The organism is Sanguibacter gelidistatuariae, assembly GCF_900096585.1.
GTDB classification, from domain to species: domain Bacteria; phylum Actinomycetota; class Actinomycetes; order Actinomycetales; family Cellulomonadaceae; genus Sanguibacter; species Sanguibacter gelidistatuariae.
The window spans coordinates 80,980-97,248 of sequence record NZ_FMYH01000004.1 but is presented as its reverse complement, the minus strand read 5'-3'; the positions used below and the strand labels follow the sequence as shown (position 1 = coordinate 97,248).

Genomic DNA, 16,269 nt, shown 5'->3' with positions numbered 1-16,269 from the left:
GCTGCGACATCGTCTTTTTCGTGGGTACTGCTTGCCCCCGCCCTATCGGCAGGGCGGGGGCCGGTGTGAGGGATCCTCTGGGTGCTCAGAAGACAAACTGGGCGACCTGCTCGTCGAGCTCGACCGAGGTCTGCTGGAGGTGGCTGACGCTCACGCCCATCTGGGCGACGATCTCGCTCGAGGTCACGGCAGCCCGGGCGACCCCGCCGATGTTGACGGCGATGTCCCCCGACCCGCTTGCAGCCTCGCTCACGCTGCGGGCCATCTCCGCGGTCGTGGCCGTCTGCTCTTCTACCGCGGACGCGATCGTCACCTGGTAGTCGTCCACGGCCTCGATGATCCGGGTGATCTCGGCGACGGACTCCGCGGCAGCCGCCGCGCCGGCCTTGATCGCCTCGACCCGCGCGACAATCTCCACGGTCGCTCGCCCGGTCGCCCCAGCGAGCTCCTTGACCTCCCCGGCAACGACGGCGAAGCCGCGGCCAGCCTCGCCGGCGCGGGCCGCCTCGATCCGTGCGTTGAGCGCAAGCAGGTTCGTCTGGGTAGCGATCTTGGTGATCGCCACGACCACGTCACCGATCTGCTCGCTTGAGTCGCTGAGCTCCTCGATGCAGGCCTGGACCGACTCGGCGACGGCCGAAGCGCCCCGGGCGACCTGGGCCGATGCCTGCGCGTTGGAGGCGATCTCTCGGATAGAGGCGCCCATCTCCTCGGCCCCGGCTGCGGCGCTCTGCGCGCTCGCGCTGACCTCGCCGGCTGCGGTGGCGACCACCCCGGCCTGGGTGCTGGTCTCGAGCGACTCCCGAGCCACCGAGTCGTTGGCCAGGGCCAGCTCGCCAGCCGCGTCCCGCACGATGTGGGAGGCGGCGGCCACCTTGGTCACCAGGTCCCGCAGGTTGTCCTGAGCGGTGTGCAGGGAGCCTGCGAGGGCTCCGACCTCGTCGCGTCCGCTCACCTGCGACCGTGCGGTGAGGTCACCTTCCCCCAGCGCGGTCAGTGCCACCTGGACAGAGCGCAGCCTGGCCCGGACGGACCGAGCCACGAGGGCTCCGAGAGCAAGCGCCGAGAGCGCTCCCACGATCGTGGCTGTGGCGATCAGCAGGGTTGAGCGCACGGTCGTGTCATGGATCTGCGCCGAACGCTCGGCGACCCGCGCGGAGTGCGCCGCCATCTCCCGCTGCAGGGGTTCGACCACGGCGACGCTGAGCGGTTGGATCGTCTCGTTGACGTAGACGCCGTAGTCCTTCAGGTCCGGGCCGTAGGCCAGTCGGAACAGCCCGGAACGGGCGGAGGAGTGGTAGTTCGTGAGGCCGAAGGTGATCGTCGAGATGTCCTTCGTCTCCATCGCGTACGGGGTGTAGTCGGCGATGAGGCCCGTCAGCTCGGTGAGGCTCGCGTCGAGCTCCTCCACCAGGATGACCCGCGTCGCGCCGTCGGCCACGCCGTACTGGATGATCCGTGCGCGGTCGGCCTGGAAGCCCTGCTGGAAGGTGGACAGGGTCTGCATCGGGACGACGTCGTCGTCGTAGAGCTGGGCGGCCTGGCGATCAACCTGCGCGAGCGAGACGGCGCCCGCGGCGCCGGCGAGCACCGCGGCGACTGCCATGACCGCGACCGCGACCATGATCTTCGTAGCGATCGACTGGTCGGTCCAGCGGCCCCGCACGCCGCGCCGCGCCGCGCTGCCGACGTCCTGTGCGACCTGGTCGGGCTGTGCGACCTGGTCGGGCTGCTCGACCTGGTCAGGTTGCTCGACCTGGTCAGGTTGCTCGACGCCGGCCGGCCCCTCCGGGAGCGCCGCGGGCCGCCGTCGCCCGAACAGACCGCGCCAGCGGGTGGCCACCCACCCACGGACACGTCGATGCACAGCCTGCTGCACGGGCTGGTCGGAGGTGGGGCGGGGCTGGGACCGTACGGAGCTCATCATTGACCTCGGATATCTGGGGGGACCTGCATGGTGGTTCAGGGGCGGCGGGTGGCCGGAACGCTCGTCGTCGGCCACTGCGCGGGAGGCGCGCCCGGATGAGCGTGCCTCCCGCGCAGGTCAGGCGGCGAGTCAGTACGTGAAGGTTGAGACCTTCAGGCGCAGCTCGTCGGCGATCCCGGCGAGGTCGCGCACCCGCGAACCCATGTCCGCGATGACGACGTTCGACGTCTCGGAGGTCACTGCGACGCCGGCGATGTTCGCGGCGATCTCGCCCGAACCGGTCGCCGCCTCGGCGACCGAGCGGCTCATCTCGTTCGTCGTCGCGGTCTGTTCCTCGACCGCGGAGGCGATCGTCAGCTGGTAGTCGTTGATGTTCGCGATGATCGTCGAGATCTCCGCGATCGCCTCGACCGCGGAGGCCGTGTCGACCTGGATCGCGACGACCCGCCGCGCGATGTCCTCGGTCGCCTTCGCCGTCTCCTGCGCGAGGTCCTTGACCTCGCTGGCCACGACCGCGAAGCCCTTGCCGGCCTCACCGGCGCGGGCTGCCTCGATCGTGGCGTTGAGGGCGAGCAGGTTCGTCTGCGCGGCGATCGAGGTGATGACCTTGACCACGTCGCCGATCTCCTGGCTCGAGGTCCCGAGCTTGGCCACGGTCACGTTGGTCGACTCCGCGACGGCGGTCGCGGCCTGGGCGACCTTGGCCGCCTCGTTCGCGTTCGTGGCGATCTCACGGATCGAGGCACCCATCTCCTCGGCGCCGGCGGCGACGGTCTGCACGTTGCGCGAGACCTGCTCGGCCGCGGCTGCCACGACGCCGATCTGCGCGCTCGACTCCTCCGCGCCCTGGGTCATCTGCTGCGACCCGGCGGTCATGTCCTGCGCGGACTCGTTGACGTGCCCGGCCGCCTCGACGACTCCGGAGAGGGTCGCGCGCAGGCGCAGCAGCGCGTCGTTGAGGTCGGCTGCCATGACGCCCAGCTCGTCGTTGGACGTGACGTTCGCCGGCACGGTGAGGTCGCCGCGGGCCATGGCCTGGAGCGAGGCCTGGACCTCGACGACCGAGCGGCGGATCGCCCGGGCCACGTAGAGCCCGGTCACGAGCGCCACGATCGCTCCGAGCATGCTCACCACGAGGATGACCAGCTGCGTGCTGCTCGCCGACGAGGCGGCATCGTCGGCGAGGGAGGTGGAGTAGCCGGAGAGCTCGGCGGCCGCCTCGTCGAGGTTCGCGACGTACTTGTCGATCAACGGCTGGGATACGGAGTTCAGGACGCCGGCGTAGATCGTCTTGTCGTCCTTGAGCGCGGCCGGCACGATCGTCGCGTCCCGGGCCGCGCGCCATGCGTCGAAGTTCGTGTAGAACTCCAGGAGCGACGCGCTCTGGTCGCCCACGGACACCTTGAGCTGAGTGATCGAAGCGTCGATCTCCGCGTCGTTCTCGTCCTGAGCGAGCAACCAGGATGCGGCCCCTGCCGCGTCCGGGGACGCCGCAATCTGCGCAACGATCATCCGGGCCTTGATCTGGTTCTGGTGCACCATGTTCAGCGGCACCGAAACGCCCGACTGCACCGAGGCCAGCTCCGCGGACTTCTTCGACAGGGACTGCGTGCCCACCGAGGCGATGACCGTGACTGCGGCGAGAACCACCACGAAGGTCGCGATGAGGGCACCGATCCGCATGCGGATGCCGAACCGGACGGTCGGGCGGGCCGACGCCGGCGCCTGCGCCTGCGCGGAGGGTTCCTCCGGCTGGCGGGCGCGCTCGGGCCGAGCGAGCGTGGGGGGGGCAGGCGGCTGTGTCAGCACGGAGAGTGCCATGGGAGTCCTAGTCAGTCTGGGGGACCCGTCGGGGCTCCTGCGGACAGGAGCCCCGACGGGCACAACGGCGGTGTGGTGCCAAGGTCGGTGTGGTGCTGGATCGATGTGGTGCTGAGTTGACGTGGTGCCAGGGCGGAGATCTCAGGCGGCGAGGGCCGCGTCGACGTCCAGGGTGAGCAGCAGTCCGGTCTCGAGCTTGAACGCACCGGTGATGAGCTCGCGCAGGTCCGCCCCGAGGGTGTCGGGCGGGGACTCGAACTGGTCCTCGTCGAGGGTGAGCACCTCGCCGACCTCGTCGACGAGGAGGCTGATGGAGTCGTCGGCGACCTCGACGACGACCATCATCGACTCGGCGTCGGCCGCGAGGGGGGGCAGGCCCAGTCGCGGGCGCAGGTCGACCGTGAGGACAACCTGCCCGCGCAGGTTGACCAGGCCGGCGATACCCATCGGGGCGAGCGGCACCGGGGTGCGGGGGTGGTGCCCGAGGGTCTCGGAGATGCGCATGACCTCGACGCCGTAGAGCGCCTCGCCGATCCGGAACGTCACATACTGGGTCGACATCAGACACCCACCATCTCTGCGCTGCGTGGATCGAGACCGGCGGCGAGGGTGCCGCCGAGCTCGGCGGACGGGTCGTCGCTCGCGTCGTCGTAGAACCGTGGGTCGACCTGGGTGAGGGCCGCCGGGACGTCGAGCAGCTCGGTGACCCGACCGGACAGGACGATCGAGCCGAGCAGGCCGATGTCGTCGACCGTGCTGTGCCCGGCTCCGTCGTCGCTGACGATCTCGACGATCTCGGAGACGACCATCGCCACGGTGCGCGCGCCCCGGGTGAACACGACGAGGGGGATCTCCTCGCCGGCGTCGTCGTCGTAGGAGCCCAGCGACCGTGCCAGCCGGGAGATCGGGACGATCGCGTCGCGGTACTGGATGACCTCGTGGCCTCCCACGAGCTCGACCCGGTCAGCGGCGATCAGCTCGAGGCGGGTGACCAGGGCCAGCGGGATCGCCACCCGGCGCCCGGACCCGATGCCGACGACGAGGAGCTCGTTCACCTCCGCGGAAGAGGTGGCCCGCCCAGCCGTGGCACGTTGGTCGGTGTCGACGATCTCACCGGTCAGAGTCCGGCGGGCGATCGTCTGGACATCGAGGATCAAGGCGACCTGCCCGTCACCCATGAGCGTCGCCCCGGCGAAGACGCCGATGGACTTGAGCTGGGCGGCGAGCGGCTTGACGACGATCTCTTCGTTGTTGAGGACCCTGTCGACCACGAGGCCGAAGCGCTGGTTGTCGGCCTGGAGCACCGCGATCACCGCGGAGCCCGCATCGCCGCGCGGCTGGCCCAGCACGTCGCTGAGCCGGACGAGCGGCAGCAGCGAACCGCGGAGCCGGTAGACCTCGGCGGAACCGATGTGCTCGATCGCCTCCTGCGTCTTCTGGGTGTCCAGCGCGACCAGCTCTTGCAGGTTGACCTGTGGGATCGCGTAGATCTCGGATCCGCTGCGGACCGTCAGAGCGGGCATGATGGCGAGGGTCAGCGGGATCCGCAGGCGCCACGTAGTGCCTCTGCCGACCTCGCTGTCCACCTCGACCGCGCCGCCGATGGACTCGATGTTGGACCGGACGACGTCCATCCCCACGCCTCGGCCGGAGACGTTCGTGACCGCGGCAGCGGTCGAGAAGCCGGGCAGGAAGACGAGGTTGAGGAGGTCTGCGGGGGCCATGGCCTCGAGCTGCTCGACCGTCTTGAGCCCCCGTTCGATCGCCTTTGCGGCGACCCGCTCCGGGTTGATGCCCGCGCCGTCGTCGCGCACCTCGACCATGACCTGACCGCCCGCGTGATACGCCCGCAGAGTCAGCACGCCCGTGGACGGCTTGCCGGCCGCGAGGCGGTCGGCTGCGGACTCGATGCCGTGGTCGATCGCGTTGCGCACGAGGTGGGTCAGCGGGTCCTTGACCGACTCGAGCAGGGAACGGTCGAGCTCGGTGTCGCCACCGATCATGTCGAGGCGGACCTCACGCCCGCAGGCCGAGGACAGATCACGCACGATCCGGGGCATCTTCGACCAGATGTGGTCGATGGGCTGCATGCGGGTCTTCATGACCCCCTCCTGCAGCTCGGAGGCGATCAGGCTCAGCCGCTGGGAGGAGCGGGTCAGCTCCGCGTCGGAGTCGGACCCGGCCAGCTGGGCGATCTGGTTGCGGACCAGCACGAGCTCGCCGACCTGGCGCATGAGGGCGTCGAGCAGGTCGACGTCGACCCGGATCGAGGAGTCGGACGTGGCGCGGGAGGTCGGGGCATCGGGCACGTCGACCTGGACCGCCGCAACGGGCTTGATCGGCGCTGGAGCAACGCGGACCGCGGCGGGGGCCGGGGGTGCGGCTGGGGCGGGCGCGGCGGGAGTCGGGGCGGCTGCGGCAGGAGCCGGGGTGGGCGCGGCGATCACAGCGTGGTCCGGCGTGCCGGCGTCGGCGGCCTCTGTGACGTCAGTGCCGTCGAGCGCGGCCTGGATCACGGCGATCACCCCGTCGACCTCGATGCCGCTCTCGGCTCCGGTCGACTCGATGCAGCCGAGCAGGTCACGGATCGTGTCGACCATGCGCAGCAGGACGTCGGTCGTGTGCTGGTCCATCTCTCGGCGGCCGTCGCGCAGCTCGACAAGCAGGCTCTCCCCCACGTGCGCGACCCGTTCGAGGTCGCTGAACGCGAGGAACCCACTGGTCCCCTTGATGGTGTGAATCGTGCGGAACACGCTCGAGAGAAGGTCCCGGGAACCGGGTGCACCCTCCAACGCGACGAGGTCCTGGTCCAGCTGGTCCAAGTTCTCGTAGCTCTCGATCAGGAATTCCCGAACGATGTCGTCAATGTCATCCACTGACGCACTCCCTCCACCTAGCGACGGATGGAACTATCCGTCACTGATGCAGATCGGTCAGGAGCATAGGTGTATGAGGAAAGCCGTGAGGGAAGGGAGCACCGGAGCGGATGAAGTTCACAGGCGGGACACAGCGGGCGGGCCTGTGCGAGCGAGGCCAGCGAGCGGGCCTCAGTAGGCGGTCGTCCGCGGCGGGAGAGCCACGAGACGGATGAGGTCATCCTCGGCGGCCGCGTCACCCGTGGTCGCGGCGACGTTCGACACCTTCACGGCCTCGACCACCTCGGCGCGGTTGACCCGGGTCGACCGCGGGGCGTCGATGCCGATCCGCACTCCGTCGCCTCGGGAGTCCAGGATCGTCACGACGATGTCGTCACCGATGAGGATCTGTTCTCCCACGCGTCGACTCAGCACCAGCATGCCCCGAGACTACCCCAGCACGCAGGCCCGCCTCTCGGCCGACCGGTCCCGGGCACCGGTCCCGGGCACCGGTCGCCGAACTCGTGAATCAGTCGCCGAACTCGTGAGCGAGCGCACCTTGCGGCCTCGAATGCCCCGTAGCTCACGAGTTCGGCGACCCGCTCACGAGTTCGGCGGGTGGGGTTAGGCCCACTGCGGGTCCCACTGGGGGTCAGTCCCATTGGGGGTCGGCTAGGTGCTCGCTGAGGAGCGCCGCCCAGACGACGGCCGTCGCGGGGAGTGCGTCGATCATGCCTACCGGGACGTCGAAGTCCAGGATCGCCGCGGGCGCGCTCGTGCTGGCGACGTTGCTCGCCGTGATCGCGTCGATGCGGCGGTTCTCACTCATGGCCGCCATCCATCGCCGGACATCAAGCACGTTGCGGTCCGCCTCGACGACCGCCCACACCTGGTCCGGGTCGAAGGACGCCACGAGAGCGGATGCGATCGCCCAGTCGGAGGCATCCGACCCGACGCCGAGTGCCACGACGAGCGGGGACTCCGACTCGACCGTCGCGGCACGCAGCCGGCGCGCGGAGACGCCCGTGAGCACCCACGGCCCGTAGCCGGTGTGCGGGGCGAGCCGTCCGGCGAGCGCCACGTCCGTGTCCGGGATCCCCACCCGGCGGGCGATCACCGATGCCGCCGCGATGACGGCCTCGCCCTGACCCGCGACGATGATCACTGCGGCCGGGTCCCGGACGAGCTCGGGTGCACGCGGCACGTAGGAGAGCACCTGGGACAGGGTGTACCTCTCCTGAGTCTGCGGCAGCTTCGCGAGGATCCGCCGGGGTAGCCCCAGCGATGCGAGCTCGCGGAGTGTGGCGCCGGTCCGGCGTACGACGACGAACTCGGCCGGTGTGACCGTCCGGGCGATGATCTCCCCCGCGTCGCCCGAGGGACGCACGGTCGCCCGTCCCCCACGCCCAGTGCGTCCGTAGACCCCGGCGGTGCTCGCCGTCGTCTCCGCGGCGAGCTGGCGGACGGCGTCGAGGACGGTGACGAACGTGTCCTGCTCGGTCGAGACCTCACCGAGGACCGGCCCCGGCTGGTTCCAGCCGTTCTCCACGCCGCGACCGACCTCCGCGCTGTGCCGGTCCGCAGCATCCGCCGCGGCCAGGAGCGCGTCGATCCCGACCGCGGTCGACTCCGACTCGGCCTCGCCAGTCCCGCCCGACGGGCCGCCCGACAGACCGCCCGACGGACCGCCCACAGCCGCGCCGCCCACCCCGCGCCCGGCCGAGGCCGACGCGGTGCGCAGCCCCGGCGACGCGTCGTCGGGCACGTCGACGGTGAGCTCGAACCGCTCCTTGGCGAAGAACCCGCCAACTCCGCCCGAGCGCACGCGCTCGGCCTTGACCACCCGGGCACGCGGGCCCAGCTCGGCCCGGACCCTGATCATCAGGGCCTCCAGGTCGGTTCCCTCAAGCAGCAATCGCTTCGACATCGCGGACAACTCCCACCGCCTCGATCTTCACGCCGGATCCGGTGACCTCGGAGTAGGACAGCACCGGCGCCTCGCCGTGGTGCATGGAGATGAGCGAGCGGAGCGCAGGGCGCAGTGCGGGCGCGCAGACGAGGACGCCCGTGCTGCCCTGGTTCTCGACCGTCGTGCGCAACCCGGCGAAGGACCGCAGCATGGCCTCGAGACGGTTCGGGTCGAGCAGGATCTGGGTGCCCTGGTCCCCCGGCCGCAGGCCCTCCAGGAGCGCCTGCTCAAGGACCGGGTCGAGCGTCATGACCCGCAGCACACCCTCGCGGGCGTGCTGGGCGGTGATCGCCGGGGCGAGCGTGCCGCGGGCGGCCTCGACGAGCCCCTCGGCGTCGGTGCTGACCTTCGCGCGGAGGGTGAGCGCCTCATAGATGCGGCCGAGGTCGCGGATCGGCACCTGCTCGGAGAGCAGCCGCTGCAGCACCCGCTGCACCTCGCCGAGGGTAAGCAGGCTGGGCACGAGCTCGTCGACGACAGCCGGGTTGACCTGCTTGACGCCCTCGGTGAGCACCCGCACGTCCTCCCGGCTCAGCAGCCGGTCGGCGTTCTCGGCGATGACGCTGCTCAGGTGGGTGATCAGGACGGAGACCCTGTCGACGACGGTCGCCCCGGTCATCTCGGCGGCGAACCGCATCTCGGCTGGCACCCACTTCCCGGGCAGCCCGAACACCGGCTCGTGCACCTCGGTCCCGGGCAGCGACCCGAGGTCGTCGCCGAGGGCCAGCACCCGGCCGGGCGGCACCTCCCCGCGCGCCACCTCGACGCCGGAGATCCGCAGCACGTAGGTCGCCGACGGCAGCTCGACGGAGTCCCTGGTACGCACGGGCGGCACGACGATCCCGAGGTCCAGGGCGATCTTGCGGCGCAACCCACGGATCCGGGCGAGCAGGTCGTCGTCGGACCCGGAGACCAGGTCGACGAGGTCGGGGGCGAGCAGGATCTCCAGCGCGGAGACCCGCATCTCCTCGATGAGCTTCTCGGGGGTGTCCGCGGCCGGACCGACCGTGGCGATCGCGGCGTCGAGCAGGACCTCCTTGGCGGCCTTCGCCTCGTTGGACTTCATCCGCTGCGCGGCGAACAGCAGGACCGCGCCGGTCAGCACGAAGGGCAGCTTGGGCATGCCGGGCAGCAGCGCGAGCGCGACCGCCGCGCTGCCGGCGATGACCAGGGACGTGCGCGACTGGCCCAGCTGCTTGCTCGCCGAGGTGCCGAGGTCGGACTCGGCTGTCGCCCGGGTGACGATGAGGCCGGTCGAGACCGAGAGCAGCAGCGCCGGGATCTGGGTGACGAGGCCGTCGCCGATGGTCAGCAGGGAGTAGGTCTCGACGGCCTCACTGATCGGCATCCCGCGCTGCAGCAGGCCGATCGCGATCCCGCCGACGAGGTTGATGATCGTGATGATGATGCCCGCGATCGCGTCACCCTTGACGAACTTGGACCCACCGTCCATGGCGCCGTAGAAGTCCGCCTCGGCGGCCACGTCGGCGCGGCGCTGGCGGGCCTGGTCTTCTGTGATCAGACCCGAGTTCAAGTCTGCGTCGATGGCCATCTGCTTGCCGGGCATGGCGTCGAGGGTGAAGCGCGCACCGACCTCGGCCACCCGGCCGGCGCCGTTGGTGATGACGACGAACTGGATGACCACGAGGATGAGGAAGATGACGAGCCCGATGATGAGCGAGCCGCCCACCACGAAGTGGCCGAAGGCACCGATCACCTCTCCGGCGTAGCCGTCACGGAGCACGAGCCTGGTCGAGGCCACGTTGAGCCCGAGCCGGAACAGCGTCGCGATGAGCAGGAGCGAGGGGAACACCGAGAAGTCGAGCGGGCGCTGCACGTACATCGTGGTGAGCAGGATGACGAGCGAGCCGACGATGTTGACGACGATGAGCAGGTCGAGCAGCCAGGCAGGCAGCGGGACCACCAGGAGCAGCACGATGCCGACGACGCCGACCGGCACCGCCATCTTGCCGAGGTCACGAGCCTTCATGGTCGTACCTCCTTCGGGGACGGGCACCGCGGGTGCGGGCGGGGCGGGTGCGTGCGCCGCGGGTGCGGGCGGGGCGAGGGGCGCAGCGGCGTGGGAACCGAGCCGGGCTGGGAAGTGGGGATCATGCTGCGACCTTCGGGTCTGACGGAGCGGGGACAAGTGTGGGGGTAGACATCGTGCGGATGCCGTCGGTCCCGCCGCCGCGGCGCTTGAGCGCCATGACGAAGGCGAGCACCTGGGCGACGGCGGTGTACAGCTCGGCGGGGATCTCCTGCCCGATCTCGCAGGCCCCGTGCAGGGCCCTGGCGAGGGGGATGTCCTCGATCATCGGGACGCGCGCCTCGGCCGCCTTCTCGCGGATCCGGGTGGCGACGTGACCGGCACCCTTGGCCACCACGCGCGGGGCACCGGTGCCGGCCTCGTACTTGATCGCCACCGCGACGTGCGTGGGGTTGACGAGCACGACGTCGGCGTCGGCCACCGAGGAGATCATCCGATTGCGGCTCATGGACAGCTGCTTGGACCGGATGGCCCCCTTGAGCTGGGGGTCACCCTCGGAGGACTTGTTCTCCTGCTTGATCTCGTAGCGCGACATCCGGGTCTTCTTGCGGTTGCGGCGGATGATGACGATGATGTCGGCCACGGCGAGGGCGATCCCCGCCGCGACCGCGCTCCACAGCAGGGTGGCGATGCCGCCCCCGGCCGCAGTGAGCAGCGCGGCGACCGAGAGCCCACCGGCGGTGAGCAGCACGGGCATGAGGTTCTGGATGGCGAGGTAGAGCACCCCGCCCACGACCGCCGTCTTGGCCAGGGCCTTGGCCCCCTGCCACAGCGACTGGGCACCGAAGGTGTTCTTGATGCCCTTGGCGATGTTGAACTGGCTGAACCGGGGCTTGAGCTTCTTGGTGGAGATGTGGATGCCGCCCTGGGCGGCGTTGGCGATGATCGCGGCGAGCACGACGACGATCAGCAGCGGGGTCAGCGAGTGCAGGATCGTGTCCAGGGCCGCGCCGAGCAGGTCGACCAGCACGAGCGGGTCCGGGTTGGCGATCACGTCACGCACCTGCATGAGCTGCTTGCTGGCGGCCGCGCCGGCGTTGGAGAGCACGGTCGGCAGCATGACGGCCGCGGCCCCGATGCCCAACCAGGAGCTGAGGTCCTGGGACTTCTGCAGCGAGCCGTCCTTGCGGACCTCCTTCATCCGCTTCGGTGTGGCCTTCTCGCTCTTCTCCCCGGAGTCGCCGCCGCTCATGAGGTCACCCCCACGATCGCCGACAGCGACGTCCCGGTCAGGGACTTCACGATGCGCGGCAGCGCGAGGAAGGTCAGCGAGGACAGGGACAGCGTGAGCAAGATCTTCAGCGGGAAGCCGAGCGCGAAGGCGTTGAGCGCGGGGGCGACCCGGGTGAGCAGGCCGAGCCCGACGTCGGCCAGGAAGAGCACGACGACGAGCGGGCCGGCGATCTGCAGGGCGGCCAGGAACATGCCGGTGAGCCCCTCGGTCGCGGCCGCGCCCAACTTGGCCAGATCGAGGGAGGCCCCCAGCGGGACCGCGTCGAAGGTGCGGACCAGGCCGAGGACCACCATCTGGTAGCCGTCCGAGGCGAAGAGCAGCACGATCGCCGTGAGCTGGTAGAGGCGGGCGAACTGGGCGCCGTTGACCTGCGTCATCGGGTCGAAGCCCTGGGACAGCGAGAAGCCACCCATGAGGTCGATCAGCGCGCCCGCGGACTGCACGGCCGAGAAGACGAGCGAGACGAGGAAGCCGAGCGCCGCGCCGATGACGACCTGCTGGACGAGCGCACCCATGTACGCGCCGGTGTCCGCCGCGGACGGGCCGCTCACCCGCGGGGAGACCGCGAGCGCGAGGCCCATGGCAAGCATGACCCGGACCGTCGAGGGGATGCCCTTGTGCGCGAACGGCGGGGCGATCACGAGGAACGCGATCATCCGCACGCTCACGAGCATGAGCGACTCCAACGAGGCGAGCGACAGGCTCAGGGTCATCGCGGGTCAGCTGCCCAGCAGGCCGGGGATGCGCCCGAACAGCTCGTTGGTGAAGGCGACCATCTCGGAGATCATCCAGTGACCGGAGATGAGCAGCGCGAGGGAGACGGCGATGGCTTTGGGGACGAAGCTCAAGGTCACCTCCTGCACCTGGGTGATCGACTGGAGCAGGGAGACGGCGAAGCCCACGACGAGGGCCGTGATGAGGATGGGGGCGCACAACTTGGCCGCGATGATCAGGCCCTGCACGCCGATGTCTAGGACGGCTGAGGTATCCACGGCGGGCCTATCCGTAGCTTCCGACGAGGGCCGTGACGATCAGGCCCCACCCGTCGATGAGGACAAAGAGCAGCAGCTTGAACGGCAGCGAGATCATCACCGGCGGCAGCATCATCATGCCCATGGACATGAGCGACGCGGAGACGACGAGGTCGATGATGAGGAAGGGGATGAAGATGACGAAGCCGATGATGAACGCGGCCCGGAGCTCGGAGAGCATGAAGGACGGGATGAGGGTGAGCATCGGCACGGAGGCAGCGTCGGCCGGGTTGACCTGGTCGGCGGCGCGGGTGATCAGGGCGATGTCCGCTTCTCGGGTCTGGCCGAGCATGAAGTCCCGCAGCGGCGCAGAGCCGGCGTCCAGGGCGGCCGAGAAGTTCAGGCCTCCGTTGAGGTAGGGCTGGACGCCGAGGTCGTTCACCTTGGTCAGCACGGGGGCCATGATGAACAGGGAGAGGAACATCGCGAGACCCGCGAGCACCTGGTTGGGCGGCACGCCGGTGAGCCCGAGGGCGTTGCGGGTCAGGGCGAGCACCACGAAGATCTTCGTGAAGCTCGTCATCATGAGCAGCAACGAGGGCACCACGGAGAGCAGCGTGATGCCCAGCAGCACGACGATCGAGCTGCTCGGCTTGGCGTTGTCGCCGTTGAGGTCGATCGAGATGACCCCGGTGGACTCCTCGACCGGGGCCACGGGGGTGACCGGGTCGATCGGGTCCCCCGGCGCCGCCGGGAGCGTCACTGCACTCTGGATGCCCGACGGCGCACTGCTGGCCAGGTGCGCGGCGCTGGCTGAGTACGTCGTGCTGGCCAGGTGCACGGTGCTGGCCGCGTGCGCGACCTCACCGGAGGTGGCCACCCCGCCCAGAACCGTCACGAGGGCGACGATCGCGAGCAGCACCACCTGTGCCCCACGCCCCACCCGCCCCACCCGTCGTCGCTGAGTGCGGGCAGATGGCTGCCCGGTGTCCGTTATGGGCAGCCATTCGGCCGCACTCAGCGGGAGGGGGCGGGTCATGTGGTTGGTCCGGGGCGTAGGGCGGCGCGGGCCTGGCGCCAGGTGGCCGGAGAGAGGATCGAGCCGGCGACGCCGCCCGTCTGGGGGGCTGCGGTCGCCGCGGCGAGGACCTCGTCGAAGTCGGCGAAGATCTCGTCGAAGTCGGGGAGGACGACGGGCGTGGGGACGGTGGGTTCTGCGGCCGCGACGGGCACGGCAGGTTCGACGGGCGCGGCAGGTTCGACGGGCGCGGCCGGCTCGACGACGCTGGTCGGGGCAGCCGGCTCGATGACATGGCTCCGGGCGACCACCTCGCTCGCGCCGACCGGCTCGACCGGCGCGTCCATCGTGGTCAGCAGGGTGACCCCCGCGTCGCTGACACCGAGCACCAGGCGCTGGCCGCCGACGTCGACCACGGCGACGCTCGCCTTGGGACCGATTGCCTGGCGGCCCACGACGGCCACGACGGGCGCGGGGCGCGCTGCGCGGCGTCGGCCCGGGGCCTTGGGGGCACGGCTGACGACGCCGCCGGCCTTGCGCACCCAGACCGCGAGCATGCCGTCCCCGCCGCGTCCGCTCGTCGAGTCGTTCAGTCGACGGCCCGCATACCAGATGAGGCCGAGGACGACTGCGAGCGAGAGGATCGTGCGCACGGCGAGGACAGCGGTGTCCATCAGGCAGAGGCCTCCGCCTGGTCGACGATCTCGGTGATCCGCAGGCCATAGTCCTCGTCGATGACGACGACCTCGCCGCGGGCGATGAGGCGACCGTTGACCATGAGGTCCGCGGGGCTCCCGGCGACCCGGTCGAGCTCGATGACGGCCCCGGGGACCAGCTCGAGCACCTGACGGACCGGCAGCTTCGCCCGGCCGATCTCAGCGGTCAGCGTCATCTCGACGTCGTAGAGCAGGCGCAGGTTGTCCCTCAACGCACCGCCGCGGGCGGCCGGCGCTGCCACGGGTGCGACGTTCTGGTCGGCGCGCAGGCGCAGCCCGAACCACCCCCGGACCTGACCGGCGGCCTCGAGGGAGAAGACGTGCACGTCGTCGGCCCCGAAGGCGGTCCCGGCGTCGCGGATCTGCGCGTCCCCGAGCACTCCCTCGCCGAGGGTGGCACCCGCGGCTTCGAGGGCAGGTCGCAGTGCGTCGGCGATCGAGACGAGCGCTCCCGCGCCAGCGCCAGAGAGCGCCTCCTCGATCGCGGACTTCGCGACGACGACCAGGTCGGCGCTGCGCGTGCCCACGAGAGACGCTGTGACGCTGACCTCGTCAGGGGAGGGGCCGTAGCCCGGTCCCTGGGCGACCGCGGTGAGCGGGACCTCGGAGGGCACGAGGAGCGCAAGCGCGTCGGCTGCGTCCTGGGTCAGCCGGGCGAGCTCGGGGGTCAGCCCCGCATCGGTGGTGTTCATCAGTCTGTCTCCTCAGCGTCCACGATCTTGCAGGCCAGTTGTCGTCCGTTGTTCCCGGCCACGCCGCGGGCCAGGACGAGGTCGCCCACCACCACGTCGAGGGGGCGGGACACGGGGTGGTTCAGGTGGATGACCTCACCGACGGTGAGGTTGACGACGTCGCGCGGGTGGATGGTCAGCGGGCGCATGCGCACGCCGACGTCGACCGGCACGGTGTGCATGGTCTGGTGCAGGCGGTCGCTCGCGGTCGCGTGCTCGGCCTCTTCTTCCTTGCTCCGCACGACCACGCCCTCCCCGGCGCGCAGCGGCGCCAGCAGGACGTCGGCCGGGATCATGAGCGTGGCCGACGTCGCCCGCTCGGCGATGACCAGGGTGAAGGTCGCCGCGATGACCGCCTCGGAGGCCGGGACGGCCTGCACGAACTGGGGGTTGTACTGGATCGAGCGGACCCGCACGTCGAGCGGCACGACCGCGGCGAAGGCGTAGCGCAGGTCGGCGAGCGCACCGGAGAGCATGTCGGTGATGAGCGTCGTCTCGATCTCGGTGAGTTCGCGCGGCGCCTCCTCCCGGACCAGGCCCGGGCCGCCGAGCACGTAGTCCACCCAGAGCAGCGCCGTGTCGCTGGGGAACTGGAGCACCGCGGTCGAACGCGTCTGCTCGACCGCGCACAGCACCATCGTGGTGTGCGGGGGAAGCCTGCGCACGTACTCGTCGTAGGAGATCATCTCGACGCCGTCGAGCGTCACCCCGACCATGACCCGGAGGCGGGAGGTGAGCTGGGTGCCCCACTGGCGGGCGAAGGTCTCGAAGGACATCTCGAATGCTCGACCGTGCTCACGGGCGAGAGTCATCGGGCGCCGGAAGTCGTAGGCCTCCGGCTGAGCTGGGCGTTGTCGGCGCGTCGCAGTGCGCGCCTTGTCCTGAACCGTCACGAAGGCCATCATCGGCACGTGCGGTGCGGGTATGAGGAAAAGCACGGGCTCCGTGCTCTCCACCCCCCTGTACGACGGCGCGCG

The 16,269-nt window shown here is 70.5% G+C and carries 14 protein-coding genes; all 14 read right to left on the bottom strand.

What is annotated here, in order from left to right:
* Positions 1–85: 85 nt before the first annotated feature.
* Complete coding sequence (locus tag BLQ50_RS10440; RefSeq protein WP_175559101.1) at positions 86–1,924, bottom strand: methyl-accepting chemotaxis protein; 1,839 nt, start codon at positions 1,922–1,924, stop codon at positions 86–88.
* A gap of 132 nt (positions 1,925–2,056) precedes the next feature.
* Complete coding sequence (locus tag BLQ50_RS10435; RefSeq protein WP_245701091.1) at positions 2,057–3,748, bottom strand: methyl-accepting chemotaxis protein; 1,692 nt, start codon at positions 3,746–3,748, stop codon at positions 2,057–2,059.
* Between the two features lie 141 nt (positions 3,749–3,889).
* Positions 3,890–4,309, bottom strand: coding sequence for a chemotaxis protein CheW (locus tag BLQ50_RS10430; protein WP_093183500.1), 420 nt, complete (start codon positions 4,307–4,309; stop codon positions 3,890–3,892).
* Positions 4,309–6,624 carry a chemotaxis protein CheA gene (locus BLQ50_RS10425; protein ID WP_093183498.1) on the bottom strand — a complete coding sequence of 772 codons (2,316 nt, stop codon included), beginning with the start codon at positions 6,622–6,624 and terminating at the stop codon, positions 4,309–4,311. The genes BLQ50_RS10430 and BLQ50_RS10425 overlap by 1 nt, the downstream gene beginning before the upstream one ends.
* 171 nt (positions 6,625–6,795) lie before the next feature.
* Positions 6,796–7,044, bottom strand: coding sequence for a carbon storage regulator CsrA (gene csrA / locus BLQ50_RS10420; protein WP_093183496.1), 249 nt, complete (start codon positions 7,042–7,044; stop codon positions 6,796–6,798).
* 211 nt (positions 7,045–7,255) lie between these two features.
* A complete protein-coding gene (locus BLQ50_RS10415; protein ID WP_093183494.1) occupies positions 7,256–8,530 on the bottom strand; it encodes a hypothetical protein in 1,275 nt (424 codons plus the stop codon).
* Positions 8,508–10,562, bottom strand: a complete 2,055-nt coding sequence (gene flhA / locus BLQ50_RS10410; protein WP_093183492.1) for a flagellar biosynthesis protein FlhA — start codon at positions 10,560–10,562, stop codon at positions 8,508–8,510. Before flhA ends, BLQ50_RS10415 begins: the two co-directional genes overlap by 23 nt.
* A 121-nt stretch (positions 10,563–10,683) precedes the next feature.
* Positions 10,684–11,814 carry an EscU/YscU/HrcU family type III secretion system export apparatus switch protein gene (locus BLQ50_RS10405; RefSeq protein ID WP_093183491.1) on the bottom strand — a complete coding sequence of 377 codons (1,131 nt, stop codon included), beginning with the start codon at positions 11,812–11,814 and terminating at the stop codon, positions 10,684–10,686.
* Positions 11,811–12,569, bottom strand: a complete 759-nt coding sequence (locus tag BLQ50_RS10400) for a flagellar biosynthetic protein FliR (RefSeq protein WP_093183489.1) — start codon at positions 12,567–12,569, stop codon at positions 11,811–11,813. Before BLQ50_RS10400 ends, BLQ50_RS10405 begins: the two co-directional genes overlap by 4 nt.
* A 6-nt stretch (positions 12,570–12,575) precedes the next feature.
* Positions 12,576–12,848 carry a flagellar biosynthesis protein FliQ gene (gene fliQ / locus BLQ50_RS10395; protein WP_093183487.1) on the bottom strand — a complete coding sequence of 91 codons (273 nt, stop codon included), beginning with the start codon at positions 12,846–12,848 and terminating at the stop codon, positions 12,576–12,578.
* A 7-nt stretch (positions 12,849–12,855) separates the two neighbouring features.
* The gene (gene fliP / locus BLQ50_RS10390) at positions 12,856–13,866 is read right to left on the bottom strand and encodes a flagellar type III secretion system pore protein FliP (RefSeq protein WP_342672060.1); all 1,011 of its coding nucleotides are present in this window, start codon (positions 13,864–13,866) and stop codon (positions 12,856–12,858) included.
* Positions 13,863–14,519 carry a FliO/MopB family protein gene (locus BLQ50_RS10385; protein WP_093183485.1) on the bottom strand — a complete coding sequence of 219 codons (657 nt, stop codon included), beginning with the start codon at positions 14,517–14,519 and terminating at the stop codon, positions 13,863–13,865. The genes fliP and BLQ50_RS10385 overlap by 4 nt, the downstream gene beginning before the upstream one ends.
* Entirely contained in the window at positions 14,519–15,253 is a 735-nt protein-coding gene (gene fliN, locus BLQ50_RS10380; RefSeq protein WP_093183483.1) for a flagellar motor switch protein FliN, read from the bottom strand. Before fliN ends, BLQ50_RS10385 begins: the two co-directional genes overlap by 1 nt.
* Positions 15,253–16,194: a flagellar motor switch protein FliM gene (locus BLQ50_RS10375; RefSeq protein WP_245701140.1), complete on the bottom strand. Its 942-nt coding sequence runs from the start codon at positions 16,192–16,194 to the stop codon at positions 15,253–15,255. The genes fliN and BLQ50_RS10375 overlap by 1 nt, the downstream gene beginning before the upstream one ends.
* Positions 16,195–16,269 lie beyond the last annotated feature (75 nt).

Coding starts and splice junctions, on each gene's coding strand:
- csrA (WP_093183496.1), bottom strand. CDS start 7,044: ATGCTGGTGCTGAGTCGACGCGTGGGAGAACAGATCCTCATCGGTGAC.
- BLQ50_RS10405 (WP_093183491.1), bottom strand. CDS start 11,814: ATGAGCGGCGGCGACTCCGGGGAGAAGAGCGAGAAGGCCACACCGAAG.
- fliP (WP_342672060.1), bottom strand. CDS start 13,866: ATGACCCGCCCCCTCCCGCTGAGTGCGGCCGAATGGCTGCCCATAACG.
- BLQ50_RS10400 (WP_093183489.1), bottom strand. CDS start 12,569: ATGACCCTGAGCCTGTCGCTCGCCTCGTTGGAGTCGCTCATGCTCGTG.
- fliN (WP_093183483.1), bottom strand. CDS start 15,253: ATGAACACCACCGATGCGGGGCTGACCCCCGAGCTCGCCCGGCTGACC.
- BLQ50_RS10435 (WP_245701091.1), bottom strand. CDS start 3,748: ATGGCACTCTCCGTGCTGACACAGCCGCCTGCCCCCCCCACGCTCGCT.
- BLQ50_RS10430 (WP_093183500.1), bottom strand. CDS start 4,309: ATGTCGACCCAGTATGTGACGTTCCGGATCGGCGAGGCGCTCTACGGC.
- BLQ50_RS10375 (WP_245701140.1), bottom strand. CDS start 16,194: ATGGCCTTCGTGACGGTTCAGGACAAGGCGCGCACTGCGACGCGCCGA.
- flhA (WP_093183492.1), bottom strand. CDS start 10,562: ATGAAGGCTCGTGACCTCGGCAAGATGGCGGTGCCGGTCGGCGTCGTC.
- BLQ50_RS10385 (WP_093183485.1), bottom strand. CDS start 14,519: ATGGACACCGCTGTCCTCGCCGTGCGCACGATCCTCTCGCTCGCAGTC.
- BLQ50_RS10415 (WP_093183494.1), bottom strand. CDS start 8,530: ATGTCGAAGCGATTGCTGCTTGAGGGAACCGACCTGGAGGCCCTGATG.
- BLQ50_RS10440 (WP_175559101.1), bottom strand. CDS start 1,924: ATGAGCTCCGTACGGTCCCAGCCCCGCCCCACCTCCGACCAGCCCGTG.